General features: G+C 72.0%; 22 protein-coding genes. 4 read left to right on the forward strand and 18 right to left on the reverse strand.

Annotated elements, in window-relative coordinates:
* Nucleotides 1-17 precede the first annotated feature (17 nt).
* The 4 genes from DEJ03_RS17310 to DEJ03_RS17325 are packed head-to-tail and all read right to left on the reverse strand — an operon-like array spanning nucleotide 18 to nucleotide 4,318.
* The gene (locus DEJ03_RS17310; RefSeq protein WP_110865605.1) at nucleotides 18-962 is read right to left on the reverse strand and encodes a Ppx/GppA phosphatase family protein; all 945 of its coding nucleotides are present in this window, start codon (nucleotides 960-962) and stop codon (nucleotides 18-20) included.
* Between the two features lie 30 nt (nucleotides 963-992).
* A complete protein-coding gene (locus tag DEJ03_RS17315; RefSeq protein ID WP_110865606.1) occupies nucleotides 993-1,853 on the reverse strand; it encodes a ribokinase in 861 nt (286 codons plus the stop codon).
* Nucleotides 1,850-3,280: an MFS transporter gene (locus DEJ03_RS17320; RefSeq protein ID WP_110865607.1), complete on the reverse strand. Its 1,431-nt coding sequence runs from the start codon at nucleotides 3,278-3,280 to the stop codon at nucleotides 1,850-1,852. The genes DEJ03_RS17315 and DEJ03_RS17320 overlap by 4 nt, the downstream gene beginning before the upstream one ends.
* A gap of 6 nt (nucleotides 3,281-3,286) precedes the next feature.
* Nucleotides 3,287-4,318: a nucleoside hydrolase gene (locus tag DEJ03_RS17325; protein ID WP_110865608.1), complete on the reverse strand. Its 1,032-nt coding sequence runs from the start codon at nucleotides 4,316-4,318 to the stop codon at nucleotides 3,287-3,289.
* Nucleotides 4,319-4,480: 162 nt separating this feature from the next.
* On the opposite strand from DEJ03_RS17325, the gene DEJ03_RS17330 reads away from it, so the two are divergent.
* Nucleotides 4,481-5,479, forward strand: a complete 999-nt coding sequence (locus DEJ03_RS17330; protein ID WP_258370918.1) for a LacI family DNA-binding transcriptional regulator — start codon at nucleotides 4,481-4,483, stop codon at nucleotides 5,477-5,479.
* A 324-nt stretch (nucleotides 5,480-5,803) separates the two neighbouring features.
* Here the strand turns inward: DEJ03_RS17330 and DEJ03_RS17335 are convergent, their stop codons facing one another.
* From DEJ03_RS17335 to DEJ03_RS17375, 9 genes are all read right to left on the reverse strand, one after another.
* Nucleotides 5,804-7,477 (reverse strand): MDR family MFS transporter, encoded by a 1,674-nt coding sequence (locus DEJ03_RS17335; protein WP_110865609.1) that lies wholly within the window; start codon nucleotides 7,475-7,477, stop codon nucleotides 5,804-5,806.
* Nucleotides 7,474-8,094: a TetR/AcrR family transcriptional regulator gene (locus DEJ03_RS17340; RefSeq protein WP_258370919.1), complete on the reverse strand. Its 621-nt coding sequence runs from the start codon at nucleotides 8,092-8,094 to the stop codon at nucleotides 7,474-7,476. Before DEJ03_RS17340 ends, DEJ03_RS17335 begins: the two co-directional genes overlap by 4 nt.
* Before the next feature lie 52 nt (nucleotides 8,095-8,146).
* Entirely contained in the window at nucleotides 8,147-8,629 is a 483-nt protein-coding gene (locus tag DEJ03_RS17345) for a GNAT family N-acetyltransferase (RefSeq protein ID WP_258370920.1), read from the reverse strand.
* 74 nt (nucleotides 8,630-8,703) lie between these two features.
* The gene (locus tag DEJ03_RS17350) at nucleotides 8,704-9,393 is read right to left on the reverse strand and encodes an HAD family hydrolase (protein WP_110865611.1); all 690 of its coding nucleotides are present in this window, start codon (nucleotides 9,391-9,393) and stop codon (nucleotides 8,704-8,706) included.
* Nucleotides 9,394-9,447: 54 nt separating this feature from the next.
* Nucleotides 9,448-10,089, reverse strand: a complete 642-nt coding sequence (locus tag DEJ03_RS17355) for an MBL fold metallo-hydrolase (protein ID WP_110865612.1) — start codon at nucleotides 10,087-10,089, stop codon at nucleotides 9,448-9,450.
* Nucleotides 10,090-10,147: 58 nt separating this feature from the next.
* Nucleotides 10,148-10,573, reverse strand: a complete 426-nt coding sequence (locus DEJ03_RS17360; protein WP_071245883.1) for a MarR family winged helix-turn-helix transcriptional regulator — start codon at nucleotides 10,571-10,573, stop codon at nucleotides 10,148-10,150.
* Nucleotides 10,574-10,652: 79 nt separating this feature from the next.
* The gene (locus DEJ03_RS17365) at nucleotides 10,653-11,225 is read right to left on the reverse strand and encodes a DUF3618 domain-containing protein (RefSeq protein WP_027467152.1); all 573 of its coding nucleotides are present in this window, start codon (nucleotides 11,223-11,225) and stop codon (nucleotides 10,653-10,655) included.
* On the reverse strand, nucleotides 11,222-11,665 hold the full coding sequence (locus DEJ03_RS17370) for a phage holin family protein (RefSeq protein ID WP_051597109.1): 444 nt from the start codon (nucleotides 11,663-11,665) through the stop codon (nucleotides 11,222-11,224). Before DEJ03_RS17370 ends, DEJ03_RS17365 begins: the two co-directional genes overlap by 4 nt.
* The gene (locus DEJ03_RS17375) at nucleotides 11,662-12,492 is read right to left on the reverse strand and encodes a hypothetical protein (protein ID WP_110865613.1); all 831 of its coding nucleotides are present in this window, start codon (nucleotides 12,490-12,492) and stop codon (nucleotides 11,662-11,664) included. The genes DEJ03_RS17370 and DEJ03_RS17375 overlap by 4 nt, the downstream gene beginning before the upstream one ends.
* A 147-nt stretch (nucleotides 12,493-12,639) precedes the next feature.
* On the opposite strand from DEJ03_RS17375, the gene DEJ03_RS17380 reads away from it, so the two are divergent.
* Nucleotides 12,640-13,395 (forward strand): glycosyltransferase family 2 protein, encoded by a 756-nt coding sequence (locus DEJ03_RS17380; protein WP_110865614.1) that lies wholly within the window; start codon nucleotides 12,640-12,642, stop codon nucleotides 13,393-13,395.
* A gap of 111 nt (nucleotides 13,396-13,506) precedes the next feature.
* Nucleotides 13,507-14,151, forward strand: coding sequence for a hypothetical protein (locus tag DEJ03_RS17385; RefSeq protein ID WP_110865615.1), 645 nt, complete (start codon nucleotides 13,507-13,509; stop codon nucleotides 14,149-14,151).
* A gap of 9 nt (nucleotides 14,152-14,160) precedes the next feature.
* Here the strand turns inward: DEJ03_RS17385 and DEJ03_RS17390 are convergent, their stop codons facing one another.
* Nucleotides 14,161-14,769, reverse strand: a complete 609-nt coding sequence (locus DEJ03_RS17390; protein ID WP_110865616.1) for a helix-turn-helix domain-containing protein — start codon at nucleotides 14,767-14,769, stop codon at nucleotides 14,161-14,163.
* A gap of 67 nt (nucleotides 14,770-14,836) precedes the next feature.
* Between DEJ03_RS17390 and DEJ03_RS17395 the strand changes: the two genes are divergently transcribed.
* Nucleotides 14,837-15,844, forward strand: a complete 1,008-nt coding sequence (locus DEJ03_RS17395) for an NAD(P)/FAD-dependent oxidoreductase (RefSeq protein WP_110865617.1) — start codon at nucleotides 14,837-14,839, stop codon at nucleotides 15,842-15,844.
* A 60-nt stretch (nucleotides 15,845-15,904) separates the two neighbouring features.
* On the opposite strand, the gene DEJ03_RS17400 is transcribed toward DEJ03_RS17395, so the two are convergent.
* The 4 genes from DEJ03_RS17400 to DEJ03_RS17415 are packed head-to-tail and all read right to left on the reverse strand — an operon-like array spanning nucleotide 15,905 to nucleotide 17,633.
* Nucleotides 15,905-16,570 carry a pentapeptide repeat-containing protein gene (locus tag DEJ03_RS17400; RefSeq protein WP_110865618.1) on the reverse strand — a complete coding sequence of 222 codons (666 nt, stop codon included), beginning with the start codon at nucleotides 16,568-16,570 and terminating at the stop codon, nucleotides 15,905-15,907.
* A gap of 35 nt (nucleotides 16,571-16,605) precedes the next feature.
* Nucleotides 16,606-17,016, reverse strand: coding sequence for a DUF6314 family protein (locus tag DEJ03_RS17405; protein WP_110865619.1), 411 nt, complete (start codon nucleotides 17,014-17,016; stop codon nucleotides 16,606-16,608).
* 9 nt (nucleotides 17,017-17,025) lie between these two features.
* A complete protein-coding gene (locus DEJ03_RS17410; protein WP_146237773.1) occupies nucleotides 17,026-17,262 on the reverse strand; it encodes a hypothetical protein in 237 nt (78 codons plus the stop codon).
* 14 nt (nucleotides 17,263-17,276) lie between these two features.
* Complete coding sequence (locus DEJ03_RS17415; protein ID WP_110865621.1) at nucleotides 17,277-17,633, reverse strand: SHOCT domain-containing protein; 357 nt, start codon at nucleotides 17,631-17,633, stop codon at nucleotides 17,277-17,279.
* Nucleotides 17,634-17,827 lie beyond the last annotated feature (194 nt).

Genomic DNA, 17,827 nt, shown 5'->3' on the forward strand with positions numbered 1-17,827 from the left:
ACTGACCATAACGGTCACTACTCGGAGTTGCCCAGCACCGACAGCTGGTCGAGCCGCTCGAGGATCACGCCCTCGCGGAGCGCCCACGGGCAGATCTCCAGCGCCGGCAGGTCGAAGATGTCCAGGCACGCCTCGGCGACGAGCGCGCCCGGCACGACCTGGTGCGCCCGGCTCGGTGAGACACCGGGCAGCGCCGCGAGCTCGTCGACCGACATCGTCAGCAGCGCGGGCAGCTTCGACCGGAGCACGTCGCCGTCGAGCACCCGCGGCACGAGCGGACCGGCACCCGAGGGTGCCGCCCCGCAGATCCGCGCGATCGACCGGAAGGTCTTCGAGGTCGCCACGGCACGGTCCGGACGTCCGGCGCGGAGCAACTTGCCGGCGTCGCGGGCGATCTCGACCCGGATCTCGTGCCGGATGCGGCGGACGTCGTCCTCGGTCGGGGTGCCCGCGGCGAAGTAGGACCGAGCCAGGCGTGCGGCGCCGATCGGCATCGACCACGCGACGTCCGGCGCCTCATCGGCACCGCCGGCGATCTCGAGCGAGCCACCGCCGATGTCGAAGACCGCCAGGCGACCGGCGGACCAGCCGAACCAGCGACGCACGGCCAGGAACGTCAGCCGGGCCTCGTCGGAGCCGGACAGGACTGCCAGTTCGACCCCGGTGGAGGCCTCGACGTGGGCGAGCACGGCCTCGGAGTTGCCGGCGTCGCGCACCGCCGAGGTGGCGAACGCGAGCATGTCCTCGCAACCGCGTTCCTCGGCGACACGGACGGCGTCGGCGACGAAGGTGGTCAGGGCGTCGATCCCCTGCTGGGTCACCGCGCCCGAGTCGTCCAGGTGCTCGGCCAGCCGCAGCGGCTGCTTGAACGAGGACGCCGGCAGCGGCGCGGCGCCGCCGTGGGCGTCCACCACGAGCAGGTGGCCGGTGTTGGACCCGATGTCGAGGACTCCCACGCGCATGGGACAACGCTAACGGTCTGGAGGCCCGCCCTACGCCCGCAGGAACGCCTCCAACTCGGCGATGGTCGGGTACGAGGCCTGTGCGCCCGGCTTGGTCGCGGCGTACGCCCCGACCCCCACCGCGAACCGAGCGGCGTCGACGAGGGTGTCCTCCGCGGCCAGACGCAGCGCCACCGCACCCATGAAGGCGTCGCCGCAGCCCGTGGTGTCCACCGGCTCGACCCGCACGGCGTCGATCGACACCGGCTCGGCACCGCGATCGTGCACGACGCACCCGGCACCACCACGGGTGACGATCGACCGGGTGACGCCGTGGTCACCGAGCGCCGCGGCCTCGTGCTCGTTCACCAGCAGGACGTCGGTCAGCTCGAGGAGCTCGGCCGGCACGGCGCCGAACGGCGACAGGTTCGTGAGCACCGTGACCCCGGCGGCGTGCGCGGCCCGGGCGGCGGCGAGGACGACGTCGATCGACACCTCGAGGCAGAGCCCCAGCACCGCGGCGTCGGCAAAGGCGTCGGTCGGCACATCGTCCGGCGTCAGCGTGCCGTTCGCCCCGGCGGAGATCACGATGGTGTTCTCGCCTGCGGCGTCGACCGTGATGACGGCGGTGCCGGTCGCGACGCCCTCACGGATCGCAACGTGCGTCGTGTCGACACCCGCAGCCGCGACGGAGTCGCGGAGCAGCGCACCGTTCCCGTCGTCGCCGACCGCACCGATCATGCGCACCGTGCCCCCGAGCCTCCCGGCAGCCACCGCCTGGTTGGCGGACTTGCCCCCTGGCAGGATCGCGAGGTCGGAGCCCTGCAGGGTCTCACCGGGCTGGGGGAAGCGCGTGGTGCGGACCACCAGGTCCGCGTTGAGCGACCCGACGACGACGATGCTCTCGGTCAACGGACGGTCTCCTTCTGCGGGGCGACGGACGTGGTCTCGGCACCCTCCGGACGGGGGATGAGGAACGAGATCGCGAGTGCGACGGTCGTGATCGCGGCCCCGAGCAGCATGCCACCGGAGTACCCGGCGGTGCCCGCGGAACCGCCGACGCCGAGCGCGATCTGCAGCGCGGGCAGGACCGCGAAGCTGACCCCGGCACCGAGGTTGAACGCACCGGCGTTCAGCCCGGGCAGGAACCCGGGGTTCGACTCCGGCGACAGCACGATGCCCAGGCCGTTCAGGATGATGTTCGCAATACCGGCGTAGGTGATGCCGATCAGCACGGTCGCGGTGACCAGCACGGGCAGGGAGTGCACCCCGACGAGCGCCATCAGGACGGTCGAGACGATGCTGCCGATCAGGCCGAAGCGGAGCACGGCGCGGTACCCGATGGTCGGGGCGAGGCGCCCGGCGAAGGGTCCGACGATCCAGCCGACCAGCGCGTACGGGGTGAGGAACACGAGCGAGGCCAGGTCGGGTTCCATGCCGAAACCGGCGTCACCGTTCTGCGCGAGCGAGGTGACCAGGCCGTTGACGACCGCGAACACGCCCGTCATCGTCAGGAACGTCGTCGCGAGGAGCGCCCAGGTCGCCCGGCGCTGCAGGAACCGGGTCTCGACCAGGGGCTCCCGTACGCGCGACTCGACGGCCCAGAACACCGCGAAGGCGACGAGCGCGACGACGACGCCACCGACCACGAGCACGGGGTTCGCCGCGCCGAGCTTGCCGGCCTCGTTGAACGCCGTGAGCAGCGCACCGACGCTCACCACGAGGGGCACGACGCCGATCCAGTCCATCCGGGTGCCGGCCGAGGGCTTCGACTCGACGCCCCAGACCGCGACCAGGAGCAGGGCGAGGACGGTGACGACGGCGATGACCCAGAAGATCCCGCGGAACCCGAAGTTCGTCGCGATCCAGCCGCCGGCCAGGGCGTCGACACCCGCGATGCCACCGTTCACCGCGGTGAGCAGGCCGAGCGCGGCGCCGTAGCGCTTCGGGTCGCTGATCTCGTTGCGCAGGACGAGCAGGCAGATGGGGACGACCGGACCGGTGACGCCCTGGATGATGCGGCCGGCGAACAGCATCGGCACGTTCACCGCGAGCGCGGCGACGATGCTGCCGACGAGCATCACGGCGAGCATGCCGATCAGCACGCGCTTGCGGCCGACGATGTCGGACAGCCGCGGCAGGAAGAGCGAGAACAGCGCCGCGAGCGTGAAGTACAGGGTCTGCGACAGGCCGATGGTGGCGTCGTCGGTGTTGAGCTCGCGCGCCATCGTGACGAGGGCGGGGCTGAGCATGCTCGCGTTCAGCTGGAACGCGATGCACGCGGCGAGGAGCGCGGCCGTGAGGGCGCCGATCGACTTCTTCGTCGAGGTGGTGGTCATGGGGGTTCAGCGCTCCGGGGTCGTGGTGATGCCGGCTTCGACGGCGTCGGCGGCGGCACGTGGGGTCCAGCCGTTGTCGGCCGTCTCGCCGATGCGCTCGAGGGCGTCGACGACGAGGTCCCAGAACCGGCCGTGGTCGAGCTCCATCGCGGCGCTCGTGCGGCAGTCCTCGGGTGCGGGGGCGCGGAAGTCGGCGACGGTCATGCCGAGGGTCAGCGCGCCCTGGGTCTCGACGTGGATCGGGACCTTCACGGCGCGGACGATGGTGGGGTCGATCACGTAGGCGACGGCGCAGGGGTCGTGGACCGGCGGGGCGTCGAAGCCCTGGGCGTCCTTGTAGGTCTGGCCGAAGAAGTCGAGCAGCTCGCCGACGAACGCGGCGGGGGCGGTGCCGACGCCGGCGATGCGCGCGGCGACCTCGGGGGTGGCCAGGGCCTGGTGCGTCAGGTCGAGGCCGACCATCACGACGTCCCACCCGGCCTCGAACACGATGGCCGCGGCCTCGGGGTCGATGACGATGTTGAACTCGGCGACCGGGCTCCAGTTGCCGACGTGCACGCCGCCGCCCATGAGCACGACCTGCTTGACGCGCTCGACGATGCGGGGCTCCTTGCGGGCCGCGAGGGCGATGTTCGTCAGACCCCCGGTCGGCACGAGGGTGACCGTGCCGGGCTCGTGGGCCATCACGGTGTCGATGATCAGGTCGACGGCGTGGCGCGCGTCGAGGTCGAACGACGGCTCGGGGAGCATCGGGCCGTCCAGGCCGCTCTCGCCGTGGATGTCCGGTGCGACCTCGATCTGGCGCAGCAGCGGGCGGGCGGCTCCGGCGGCGAACGGTACCCCGGTGACGCCGGCGATGCGGGCGACGGCCAGGGCGTTGCGGGTGACCTTCGGCAGGGTCTGGTTGCCGACGACGGTGGTCACGGCGAGCAGGTCGATGGCGGGGCTGCCGTGGGCGAGCAGGAGCGCCACGGCGTCGTCGTGGCCGGGGTCGCAGTCGAGGATGATCTTCGCGGCGGGCTGGGTCGCATCGGGCACGCTGGGCGCTCCACTTCTTCGGGGAATCGAGGTGAGTGCTCGACGTGGTGGGGATCCACGGGCCGGCAGAGCGCTGGCGACGCGGCGCGTCAAGCGTTTGACATCGAAACACGTCAAACGCTTGACGTCAAGTTCGACCACCGCGCTCGCTAGCATCGACGAGTGCCCTCCCCCGCCGCCCCGAGCCGTCGTGTGACCGCTGCGATGGTGGCCGAGCGTGCGGGCACGAGCATCGCCACGGTCTCCCTCGTCGTGAACGGCAAGGACCGCGGGCGGGTCTCCGCACCCATCGCCGCACGGGTCCGCGACGCCGTGGACGACCTCGGCTACGTCGTCGACCACGCCGCCAGCTCGTTGGCCCGCGGCAGCGGCGACCTCGTCGTGTTCATCGCCCCCGACCTGTCGAACCCGTTCTTCGCCGAGGTCATCCGTGGCGTCCGCGACACCCTGGGCGACCGGTTCCAGCTCGTGCTCTCCGTCACCGAGCGGGGTGCACAGCCGGTCGCGGCCGACGTCCGGCGCTTCGAACGGCTCCGGCCGGCCGGCATCCTGGTCGACGCCCCGGCCGCCGACGAGTCGATGTCGGCGAGCGTCCCCGTGGTGCTGCTCGACGCCCCCGGTGGCCCCGAAGCCGTCAACTACGACCTCTCCACCGGCGTGCACGACCTCGTCGCCCACCTGCACGACCAGGGACACCGGCACGTGGGCTACCTCGACGGCACCTCGCGGGCGGCGACGTTCGGCGTGCGCCGCGAACTGTTCGAGCAGGCCTGTGCGGAGGCCGGCATCACGGTCTCCGAGGTCACCGCCCGCGCCGACCTGACCGTGGAGGCCGCGGCCTCGGCCACCGAGCACGTCATCGAGGCCTGGCAGGACGACGACGTCACCGCCGTCGTCGCGGCCGCGGACACCCTGGCCTACGGAGTCCTGCGGGTCGCCGGCGCGCTCGGCATCGCCGTCCCCGGCGCACTCGCGGTCGCGGGCTTCGACGACCTGCCGTCGTCGTCGGTCACCGCGCCGGCCCTGACGAGCGTGGCGCTGCCCGGCGCCGACCTCGGTCGCGCTGCGGCACTGCGGCTCCTCGCGACGCTCGACGGCACGGCCGCCGAGCCCGCGGCCCTGCCCACGCGGCTCGTGCCGCGCGCGAGCACCGGCGCGTAGCGCGCCGCGTCGGCGCCCGAGCCGGGCCCGCGAAAGCGACACATCTCGCACGTCCGAGGCGGCAGGTCCGCGAAAGCGACAGTTCGACGCGGATGTTCCGCGGAGAACTGTCGCTTTCGCGAAGGAGGCGGGCTGGCCACGCGCCGTGGGCGCGGACGCGCCGGCCTGGAGGCCCGGTGCCAGCCCGCACCGCGCCTCCAGGGAGCGACGGGCGCGACCACCCCGCCATGGCGACAGATCTCGCCGCCCACCGACCGGCAGGACCGCGAAAGCGACAGATGTCCGCGGACGTTCCGCGCAGATCTGTCGCTTTCGCGAGGCTGGCTACTGCTGCGTGCGGTCCGCCGGCTCCGCCGCCGCGTGCTCCGCACGGGCCGCGCGCTGCGCCCGCTCGAGCTCGTCGGCCTCCTCGCCGCCGACGGCCTCGCCACGGGCGACCATGCCGGCCGTGTCGGAGAGCGTGATCTGCGGCAGGAAGAGCGCGAGCAGGAACGCCACCGCGATGAACGGCAGCAGGTACCAGAACACCGGTGCGAGCGAGTCGGCGTAGGCGTTCACGACGCCGTCCTGCACCGCCGGCGGCAGCCCGGCGACGGTCGACGGGTCGATGCTGCCCGCCGACGACGCCGCATCGGTCGCCGAACCACCGGCACCGCGGAACACGTCGGTCAGCGACGTCGTGAGCCGCGCGGTGAAGAGCGCGCCGAAGACGGCGGTGCCGAGGGAGGCGCCGACCTCGCGGAAGTAGTTGTTCGTCGAGGTCGCGGTGCCGACCTGCTCGGCGGGGACGGCGTTCTGCGCGACGAGGACGACCACCTGCATGATCAGGCCGAGCCCGGCACCGAAGACGAACAGGTACGCGCAGATGAGCCAGATCGGGGTGTCCGCCGCCAGCTGGGTCATCGCGAGCATCGCGATGGCCACCAGGACCGTGCCGACGATCGGGAACATCCGGTAGCGCCCGGTCTTGGTGATCAGGACACCCGAGGCGATCGACGTGCCGATCAGGCCGGCCATCATCGGCAGCATCAGCAGGCCGGAGACCGCAGCCGAGGTACCCGAGGCCATCTGCAGGAACGTCGGGACGAAGCCGATCGCGGCGAACATGCCGATGCCGAGCACCAGGCCGATGCCGGTGGCCAGCAGGAAGGTGCGGTTGCGGAAGAACGACAGCGGGAGCACGGGGTCCTGCGCACGGGACTCGACGAACACCAGCAGCGCTGCCGAGACGACGAGACCGGCGAACCAGGCCCAGGTCTCGGGGGCGTCCCAGCCGTGGTCCTTGCTGCCGCCGAACTCCGAGAAGAACACCAGGCACGTGGTCGCTGCGGACATGAACAGCACGCCGAGGACGTCGATGCGCTTCGTCGCCTTCTTGTTCGGCAGGGTCAGCGCGAACCAGGCCACGAAGAACGCCGCGATGCCGACCGGGATGTTGATGTAGAACGCCCAGTTCCAGGTGAGGTGGTCCACGAAGAAGCCACCGAGCAGCGGGCCACCGATGGCGGACAGGCCGAAGATCGCACCGAGCGGGCCGAGGTACTTGCCGCGCTGCGAGGCCGGGACGATGTCCGCGATGATCGCCTGCGACAGGATCATCAGACCGCCGCCGCCGAGCCCCTGCATGGCGCGGAACGCCACGAGCTGCGTGAAGTCCGTGGCGAACGCGCACCCGGCCGACGCGATGGTGAACAGCGCGATCGCGATGAGGAACAGGTTGCGTCGGCCGAGGACGTCGCCGAACTTGCCGTAGACGGGCATCACGATGGTGGAGGCGAGCAGGTACCCGGTCGTCAGCCAGGCCTGGTGCGCGACGCCGCCGAGCTCGCCGACGATGGTCGGCATCGCGGTGGAGACGATGGTCTGGTCGAGGCTGGAGAGCAGCATCCCCGCGATCAGGGCGGAGAAGATGATCCAGATGCGACGCTGCGTCAGGAGCAGCGGGCCGTCGGAGCCTGGGCGGGCACGCTTGGTGGTGCCCGGCGCGGTGGCGCTCATGTGGTGTGTTCCCGTTCGGTCGTGGTGACCGCCCTGAGCAGGCGGAGGTTCTCGGTGAGCAGCGCGTCGAACGTCGGCCCGGTGGCCTCGTCGAAGGCGTCGTCGAAGTACTCGGTCGCGGTGGCCTTCATCAAGGCTGCCGCGGCCTCGGTGACCAGTCGCGGTCGGCGGTCGGCGGGGTCGTCCCACCCGAACCGTCGCCGCAGGGCCACGGTGATCCGGGCGAGCTGCACGTCGGTCGCCGACAGGAACCGTGCGACGAGTGCCGGCTCACGCTCGAAGACGCGGCGGACCAGGGCTTCGTCGGCGCGGGCGATGCCGACCCGGTGGAACTGGTCGATCGCCAGCGCGACGATCGACCCGAGGGGGTCCAGTTCGCCGGGGTCGATCCCGCCCGCGGCGTAGGCGTCGATCGCCTCGACGTCGGCGTTGAGCTCGATGCCGAGCACGGCGTCGTCCTTCGACCCGAAGTGGTTGAAGAACGTGCGGCGCGACACCCCGACGGTCTCGCAGAGCTGCTCGATCGTGAAGCCGTGCAGCCCGTGTTCGACCGTCGCCCGACGTGCCTCGACGATCATGCGTCGGCGCAGCGCGCGGGTGCGTTCAGTGGTGCTCACCGAGCAAGAATTGCACTCTCCTGCTGAAAGTGCAATACGGGGTGGGGCCGGGCTACAGGGCCTTCTCGAAGCAGAACGACCACGGCATGGTCGCGACGTAGGGCTCGTAGACGTCGATCTGGTCCCAGCCGGTCTTGCGGTAGAGCGCCACGGCGTCGGGCTGCTTGTCGCCGGTCTGCAGGATGAGCCGCGGGGCGCCGAGTTCACGGCCGACGCGCTCGCACTCGTCGAGCAACGCGGTGGCCGCACCCTTGCCACGCGCGGAGGCCAGCACGATGAGGCGCTTCAGTTCGACCTCGTCGCCCAGACGTCGGACGGCGATGTGCCCGACCGGGTCGCCGGACTCGTCGAGAGCCAGGATCGACGTGACGACGGTCGATGGGTCGACGCTCAGCGCACGACTCCGCTCGGCGGTGATCGCCGGGTCCTCGCCGGCGTTGGCCGACCCGTAGCGCTCGTGCATCTCGTCGTCCATGCGGGCGCGGAGCACCACGCTGCGGGGGTCGTCCCAGGACACGCGTTCGATCGTGATCACGAACGTCGATCCTGGCACGGGCGACCGACGACGCGGAAACCGAGGCGCCCGTCAGGCGCGACCGGCACCGCCCGTCAGTCGCGCTGGCCGAGTGCCGCGATCGGGCCCTCGCCGGCGCGGAACGCCGCGAGCACGGCCGCCGCGTCGTCGTACACCTCTGCCGCCCCGGCACCGCGGAGCTCGTCGCCGCCGATGCCGCCGGTCATCACGCCGACGCACGGTACCCCCACCTTGCCGGCGGACTCGACGTCCCACATGGCATCCCCGACCATCACGGCGTCGTCGGCGGAGACCCCGGCCTTGTCGAGCGCGACCCGGATGATGCCGGGGTCCGGCTTCGCCTGCTCGACGTCCTCGGAGCTGGTCTCGGCGGTGACCCCCTCGCCCGCGTCGAGCAGGTCGCGCAGGCGGGCGAGTTCGTGCTCGGGCGCGCTGGTCGCCAGGACCACGGCGTGCCCCGCTTCGGCGACGGCCTGCAGGAGCTCGCGCGCACCCGGCAGCAGCCGGAGCCGCGGCATCTGCTCGGCGTAGTAGGCGGTGTGGAACTGCTTCGCGGTGTCGCGGGTCTCCTGGGACGCGTCCGGCAGCAGCGTCTCGAGCAGCTTCGCCGAGTCCATCCCGATCGCGCGGTGGATCCGCCAGGCGTCGACGGACTCCCCCGCCGCCAGGAACGCCCGCCACCACGCGTCGATGTGCGCGTAGTTCGAGTCGGCGAGGGTGCCGTCGATGTCGAAGAGGACTGCTGTCGTGGGTGCGTCGGCCATCCCACCATGCTGCTCGGGAGGCCCGGATCGCCTCCCAGGGGACGCCCGCGTCCGTCAGACGGTGATCGTCTCCCCCGCCGGCAGGATCAGGACGGGCACCGGCCCGAGACCGTCCGGGCCGAGGAAGCGCGCAGCGGACTGCTGGCCGAGCTCGCTCAGCATCGCCTCGTGGATCTGCACGGCCCGCTCCGGCGCCACGGCTCGCACGTAGTCGACGGCCTGGGCGGTGTTCGTCCACGGCCCGCTCGTCGGCAGCAGCAGGGTCGGCACCGGGACACCGGGCTCGAGGTACGCGTCGCCCGGGTGGAACACCGCGTCGTCCACCAGGTAGCCGACGTTCGCGGTGGACGGGATGTCGGGGTGGATGACCGCGTGCTGCTCGCCGAAGACCCGGACGGAGAACGGTCCGACGGTGATCGTGTCGCCGGCGTGCACCGCTGCGACCCGGCCGTGGTGTTCGCCGAGCTGCTCGACGACGGTCTCCGGACCGCGGACGACGAGGTCCGGGTTCGCGGCGAGCCCCGCGCGCAGGGCGTCGATGTCGAAGTGGTCGGGGTGGTCGTGCGTGACGAGGACGCCCGCGGCGCCGCGGACGAGGTCGACGGCCTCGGGCGTGAACACCCCGGGGTCGATGACGAGGGTGACGCCGTCCTGCTCGAGGACGACGGTGGCGTGGTTGTACTTCGTCAACTCCATGCGCACAACTGTACAGCCGTGTTGTACTTCTGCGATCGCCCAGGAGGTGAGGAGTCGTTCAGTCAGCCCGGCGCGCGACCCGCTCGAACAGCTCGGGCAGACGGCGGAGCAGCGCACGCTCCTCGGCGTCGGTCTCCTCGCGGATCGCATCGGCCAGCCAGTCCGTGCGGGCGTCCATGTCGCGCTGCAGTGCGGCCCGGCCGGCGTCCGTGATCCGGATGACCGACGCTCGGCGGTCGGTGTCCGACGCCGTCCGGTCGACGTACCCGAGTTCGGCCAGTTCGCCGACCGTGCGGGACTGCCCCTGGTGCTTCACCCCGCGGCGGCGCGCGAGTTCCGCGATCGTCATCGGGCCCTCGCGGTGCAGGAACCCGAGGGTGGTGGTGTGCGTGGCCGGCAGCGCGTCCGCCTCGCGTCGTGCGGCACGCACCACCCGGCCGATGGACTGTCGGAGCTCCGCAGCGAGCTCGTCGATCGGGTCCATGCCCGGAACGCTACCGCTTCACGGACAGGAGGCGCGGTGCCGGCTGGCACCGCGCCTCCTGTCCGTCACGGGGTTCTGCTCAGCTGCTGCGGACGTCGTCCGCCGCACCCTGCGCGTTGTCCTTGACGTCGGACGCGGCCCCCTGTGCCTCGCCCTTGACCGCCTGCGCGGCGTCCTGTGCAGTCCCCTTGAGGTCCTGCGCGTGCTCCTTCGCCACGTCGCCGAGCTGCGAGCCGACGTCCTTCGCCTGCTCCTTGACCTCGTCGACGAGCGGTGCAGCCTTGTCCTTCAGCTCACCGGCGAGCTCTTCTTCCTTCTCGGTGGTCGGCAGGAGCGACGACACGAGCCAACCGGCACCGAACGCGATGAGGCCGACGGCAAGCGGGTTGCCCTTCGCCTTCTCGACGCCCTTCTGCGCGACGTCCTTCGCCTGGCCGGTCGCGCCCGAGGCGGAACCGGAGGCGCTCGAGCGGGCCGACTGGGCCGCGCCCATCACGGACTCACGGACGTCCTGGAACCGGCCCTTCACCTTCTCGCTCTGGCGGTGGGCGATGGACGACGGGCTGACCTTGTCGGCGAGGGCGTCGACGTCGGAGCCGAGTTCGCCGCGGGTGCGCTCGATGTCGGCGCGGATCTCGTCTGGGGTGCTCATGGCTTCCTCCCGGTGTTGGGCTTGAGTGTCTCGGGGACTTCCTTGGCGGTCTCGACCGTCTGCGGGGCGCCCTTGATCTCCTTGATCTCCTTGCGCCCGCGGACGGCCAGGATCGCGGCGACGATCGCGTAGACGACCGCGATGATCAGGGCGGACCAGGCGTTGCCGATCAGGTAACCGAGGCCCCACCACGCGGCGATCGACAGGAACAGCAGGGCGAACACGGCGGTGAGTCCGGCGCCGCCGAACATCCCGCCCGCCTTGCCGGCCTTCTTCGCGGAGTCGGTCAGCTCGGCCTTCGCGAGGGCGACCTCCTGCCGGAACAGACTGGAGAGGTCACGCGACACGTCGGACAGCAGCTCACCGAGCGGTGTGGTCGCGGCGCGCTCCTCGGGCGTCGGTTCACCCAGGGGTGTCGCGCCGGGGACGGACTGGCTCATACGCCACTCCCCGATCCGGTGGTGCCGTCGCCGGCCTCCTTCTCGTGCTTGACCTCGGTCGCGAGCGCCTTGGTCAGGCGTCCGGCGAGCAGGCCAGCACCGGCGGCGATCGCGATGAACGTGCCGGGGCGCTTCGCGGCGAAGGTCTTCACCTCGTCGAGCAGCGAGCCCGGGTCGCGGTTCTCGAGGAACCCGGCGGCCGAGGTCGCGCGGCCCGACAGGTCGCGGACGACCTTCGCGGCGACGCCCTGCTCGTCGTCGTTCTCGGCCATGCGACCGAGCTGCTCGCCGAGGGAGCGGAGTCCGCCGGCAGCGCGCTGCTGCTGCTCGCCGGCCTGCTGCTTGAGGTTCTCGGACGCCTGGCCGTAGAGCTGCTTGGCATGGTCGGTCGCCTCGGAGGCAACCTTCGACGCCTGCTCCTTGGCGGTGCCCGCGACGTTCGCGGCCTTCTCCTTGGCGTCGCCGGCGACGTCCTGCGCGGCACCCTTGGCCGCGTCGGCCTTGCCGGAGCCGCTGCCCGAGTCACTGCCGGAGCCGGAGCCGCTGCCGGTGCCACCAACGCTGCCGGCGGATGCCGCGGACGGGACGGCGGGGAGCTGCTCGTCGGCCGGGACGGCGTCGAGGGGTGCGTCGAACGGCACCTCGGCGGCGCTGTCGCCGTACGGGTCGTAGGTCTGGGGTGCACCGGGGTCGGTGGGTCGCGCGGCGGGGGTACCGCTGGCGTACGACGGCACGGTCACGCCGGGGGCGACCTCGTGGCCCTCGGAGGCTGCGGTGCGGTCGTGGATGGGCGTCCCGGAGTCGTTCCCGGGTGGGTTCGTGGTCATGGTCGGCCTTCCGGTTGTCGTCGTCCCCGGCGTGCACCGGGGGCGTTTCGCCATCGACCGTGCGCGCTGCCCTCTGGGCCAGGACCCAGGAATGCCGGGAAACGCGGTCCGGCAATCCGCACAGGTGGAAGCCGGTTGGATCGACGGATGCCCCGTGTCTCGGTCGTGATCCCCGTGCGAGACGACGCCGTGCACCTGCGCCGGTGCCTCGCCGCCCTCGCAGCTCAGACCCGGCCGGCCGACGAGGTCGTCGTGGTCGACAACGGCAGCTCTGACGACAGCGCGGCGATCGCCCGGGACGCCGGCGCAGTCGTGCTCACGGAGCCGGTGCGCGGGATCGCCCGGGCCTCGGCGCGCGGCTACGACCGGGCGTCCGGCGACGTCGTCGTGCGGCTCGACGCCGACTCCGTCCCGCCGCCGTCCTGGATCGCCGACGCGGTCCGGCTGCTCGCCGACCCCGAGGTCGTCGCGGTCACCGGTCCGGGCCGGCCGCGGAACGGTGGCGCCGTGGTGCGCCGACTGTGGAACGCCGTCTACATGGGCCCGTACTTCGTCCTGATGTGGAGCGCGCTCGGGCACCCGCCGCTGTTCGGGTCCGCCATGGCGATGCGTCGGTCGACCTGGGCCGCGGTCGGTGGGCGAGCGCACCGCGACGACGCCGAGGTGCACGACGACGTCGACCTGAGCATGCAGCTCGACCCGGCCTGGCGGGTGGTGGCCGACCCCGTGCTCACCGTGCAGGTGTCCGCGCGACCGTTGGCGGGCCTCCCGTCCGTCTGGGTGCGGACGCGACGCGCCCTCCACACGTTCCGCGTGAACGGCCGGCGGGCGAACCCGGTGCGCCGGTGGGCGCGACGGCTGCGATCGCAGTCGCAGTTGCGGCGGTGGTGGCGCAGCCGCTGACCGACGGGGTCGGGGGACAACGAATCGGTGACGGTCGCAGCCACCGCGGCCCCCGGTCGGTACGTTCGTGAGCGACGGTCACGACCTGACGCGACCGGACGAAGGGGAACCATGCGCCACACGATCACGCTCGCTGCCCTGCTGGCGGCGGGCCTCGCCCTGACCGGCTGCGCCCAGGCCGGACCGGCCGGACCGGCGAGCGACACCGCGACCACCGCAGCCGACCCGACGACGGCACCGAGCCCCACCGACACCACGACCGCTCCGAGCCCCACCGGCACCGGGGCCCCGAGCGACGAGACCGTCACCGTCCCGGCCAGCTGCACCGACCTGATCACCCCTGGCAAGTGGGACAAGGCGTTCGCATCGGCACCGCTCAACGACCCGTCGGTCGTCGGCGACCCGATCGCGATCCCGAAGAGCTCGTTCACCCCGGCGCTGCAGGGCAACGGCAAGCGCCTGTACTGCGTGTGGCGGGAGCCCCAGGCCGACATCTCGTACCTGTCCATCGCGGTCGACGCCGTCGATCCGACCGCAGCCCGCGACGCGCTCGAGCAGCTCTCGGCGAAGGGCTACGACTGCGGCGACGAGTCCGACGGGTACCTGTGCCAGAAGGTCTCGAAGAACTCGCAGTACCCGGTCACGGACGGCGACACGTACTTCACCCGGGGCGACCTCGGCATCCACATCCAGCAGTCGAACATCGAGACGACCGATCTGCTCGACGACGTCGTGGCGAACGTGTTCACGGACTGACGCATCGGGTCACCGGGCGGGGCGGGACCGCACGTGTGCCCGCTCGCCCTGTGGCCCGAACAGGCACAGCACCTCGGTGACGGAGTCGGTCACGTTGCCCATCCAGTGCGGGGTGTGGGTGTCGAACTCGGCGACCTCACCGGGGCCGAGGTCGAGGTCGTGCTCCCCGAGCACCAGTCGGAGCCGTCCGGACAGGACGTAGAGCCACTCGTAGCCCTCGTGCGTCTTGAGCGACGGGTCCCCACCCGGGGTGTTCGGTGGGAACAGCTGCTTGAAGGAGCGCACCCCACCGGTCCGCTTCGTCAGCGGCACGACGACGCGGCCGCCGTGCACCTCGGGCTTCATGTGCACGCGCGGGTCGCCGGTCTGCGGTGCGCCGACCAGGTCGTCGAGGGGCACCTGGTACGCCCGCGCGAGGGGCAGCAGCAGTTCCAGCGTGGGCTTCCGCTGGCCGGACTCGAGCCGCGACAGGGTGCTCACCGAGACCCCCGTCTGCTCGGACAGTGCCGCGAGCGTCACGTCGCGGTGGGCGCGCAGCGCGCGCAGGCGGGGGCCGACCCCGTCGACGACGTCGGCCGTCGTGCGCGGGGCGGTCGTGTCCTGGTTGCCGTGTCCCATGTCCGCTATGTTGCCACACCGGCAAACTTCGTTGCTGTTCACGCTCGAACCGCCGCATGATCAGCGCATGCCTGCACACTTCGACGTCATCGTCATCGGCGGCTCGGCCGCCGGCCTCTCCGCCGCCCTCATCCTCGGCCGTTCGCGGCGCTCGGTGCTCGTCGTCGACTCCGGCGAGCCCCGCAACGCCCCGGCGGCCGGCGCGCACAACTACCTCGGCCACGAGGGCGTCGCGCCCGCCGAGCTGGTCCGCATCGGTCGCGACGAGGTCGCCGCCTACGGCGTCCAGGTCACGGCCGGGAGGATCGTGGCCACGTCCGCCACGACCGGTGACGGTCACGACCCGGTCGGCTTCTCGGTCACGCTGGACTCGGGCGAGGTCGTCACGGCGCGCAGGCTGGTCGTCGCCTCCGGCGCCGTGGACGTCCTGCCGGAGGTCCCGGGCCTGGCCGAGCAGTGGGGGCGCGGGGTCGTGCACTGCCCGTTCTGCCACGGGTGGGAGATCCGCGACCAGCGGATCGGGGTCCTCGTCACGACGCCGAACGGCGCACACCACGCGCTCATGTTCCGGGCGCTGAGCGATCGGGTAATCGTGTTCCTGACCGAGCCGGCCCTGATGGACGACACCGATCTGGCCGGTTTGGCCGCCCGCGGCATCTCGGTCATCCAGGGCCCCCTCGCCGCCGTGGTCTCCGAGGGTGACCGGCTGACCGGGGTCCGGCTCGGCGACGGGTCGTTCGTCGAGCTCGATGCCCTGGCCACGGCGAGCCGGCCCGAGGCGCGGGTGGGGTTCCTGTCCGGGCTCGGACTCGCCGCCACCGACCAGTTCATGGGCGACCACCGGTTCGCGACGGCGCTGACCGTGGACGCCGCCGGGCAGACCGCCGTGCGCGGGGTCTACGCAGCCGGCAACGTGACGGCCCCGATGGCGACGGTCATCGCGTCGGCGGCGGCCGGCACCCAGACGGGCGCGGCGGTGCACGGCGACCTGGTGCAGGCCGACCTGGTGGCGGCGCTGGCCGGGGTGGGCGCGGGCGCCGGTGCGGCCATCGGCGCGGCCGAAGTTTCGCGCTGAGCGACAGTTCGCGGGGCCGGGCGGGCGTGGAGTGTCGGTGAGCGCGAAACCCGGGCTCGGTCAGTCGACGCGGTAGCCGGCCTGCGCGGCCAGCAGCGGTGCGAGCGTGTACAGCTGGTCGGCCCCGATCGTGGCCCCGCGGAACCCCTCGAGCCGCTCGACCCGATCGAGGTCCGCTCCACGCAGGTCCACGTGGTCGATGCGGGTGTTCGACCCCTCGGCGGCGCGGATGCTGCTGCCGTCGAACGACACCCGCAGCAGCTTCGCGTCGGCGATGTCGAGCTCGTCGATGACGCAGTCACGGAACACCACGTCGGTGATCGTCGAGCCGCGCAGGTTCACGAACCCGAACTTCATGCCGACGAACTCGACGCCGTTCAGTCCGGAGTCGTACAGTTCGGCCGAGCCGACCCGACCGCCGGAGACCCGGACCTCGCGCCACGAGCTGCTCGACGCCCGCAGGATCGGGGCGTCGAGCGAGTCGATGACCGAGTCACGGACCCGGAGCCCGCGGAAGTCCGCGTCGTCGCCCCGGAACGTGTCGATGACGCACTCCTCGATCTCCAGGTCGGGCAGTCGCTCGCCGGCCAGGTCGAGGACGTCGATGCGCTTGCCCTCGATGCGGTCGCCCGTCAGGACGTCACCGGGAGCTGGCGCCCAGTCCTCGAGGTTCGTCGGTTCGGTCAGGGTGATGCGCGGGGCGTCGGTGCCGGAGGAGCGTGCCATGCCCCCAGTCTGGCGGTGACCGCCGACCCTGCGGGTCACGACCGCGGTCGGGTGAGGACGCTGTCCAGCCGGTAGTCCTTCGCCGGGCCCCGCGCTCCCCACCGCACCGTCCAGCGGTCTTCGTCGCCGTCGAAGGCACCCGTGTAGTCGTCCGGAGCGCAGGCGTGGACGACGCTCGTGCCCCAAACCCAGTCGTGGAAGACCCGACCGTCGGAGAAGTGCACGGTCCAGCCGCCGGTACTCGTCCGCCGCAGGACGAGGGTCCGTGACACGGGCGTCGTCCGACCGTCGAAGGTCATCACGCCGGACTCGTCCCAGCGCACCTCGTCGTCACCGACCCGGGTCAGGGTGGTCGTCCCGGTGACGGTCCCCGTGGCACCGGCGCGGTGGTCGTGCACGGTGCGGTGCAGGTCCCACACCCCGAGCAGGTCCGTCGGCAGCAGCACCCGACCAGGCTAACCGCGCAGGGCCTCGGCCCGCGCGGCTCGGCGCTCGTCGTCGGTGATGACCCCGCGGGCGTGCAGCTCGTCGAGTTCGAGGAGCCGCTGCTCCGGCGAGCTCCGACGGGCACCGTGCGGGCGCCGGCTGCGGACGACCGCGATGCACACGGCGACGATGACCGCGATGACGACGAGCGCCATGAGCAGGGTCCAGACGAGGTCGTAGACCGGCGGGATCAGGGGGTTGTGCACTTCTTCGGAGGCGATCATCGTCCGCGCAGCGCTTCGGCTCGGGCGCTGCGGTGCTCATCGTCGGAGATCACGCCGCGGGCGTGCAGGTCGTCGAGTTCGGCGAGCCGCTGTTCGAGTGGCTTGTCCGGTGCGAACGTGCGGCTCTGCATCGCCTGGTACGCGATGTCCTCCTGCATGGTGAGCGGGTTCTGACCACGGTCGGCCATCCGCTTGCCGCGGTAGAGCGCCAGGATGACGATCGTCAGGGTCGTGAGGATCGCCAACGCGGCGACGACCCCGAACGCGATGCCGAACCAGCCGTCGAACAGGTCGGGCATCCCCGACTCCCCCGGACCCTCGAGCTCACTGAACGCGGACCAACTGAGCACCATCGCGCTCCCCCTTCTCACAACGACGAGCGAAGCGTAGCGCGAGACGGGGAACACGAGCGGACGTTCCTTCCCAGAACGCCCGCGATGGAATGTGGAGTCGGGCGTACCTGGTCGGAACTTTCGCCCCGGTACGCCCGAAATCACCCGGTACGCCCGATTCGACCAGGCAGCGCGAGCCCCACCCAGCGCAACCC

Source organism: Curtobacterium sp. MCLR17_043, from assembly GCF_003224215.1.
In the GTDB taxonomy this organism is placed as follows: Bacteria; Actinomycetota; Actinomycetes; order Actinomycetales; family Microbacteriaceae; genus Curtobacterium; species Curtobacterium flaccumfaciens.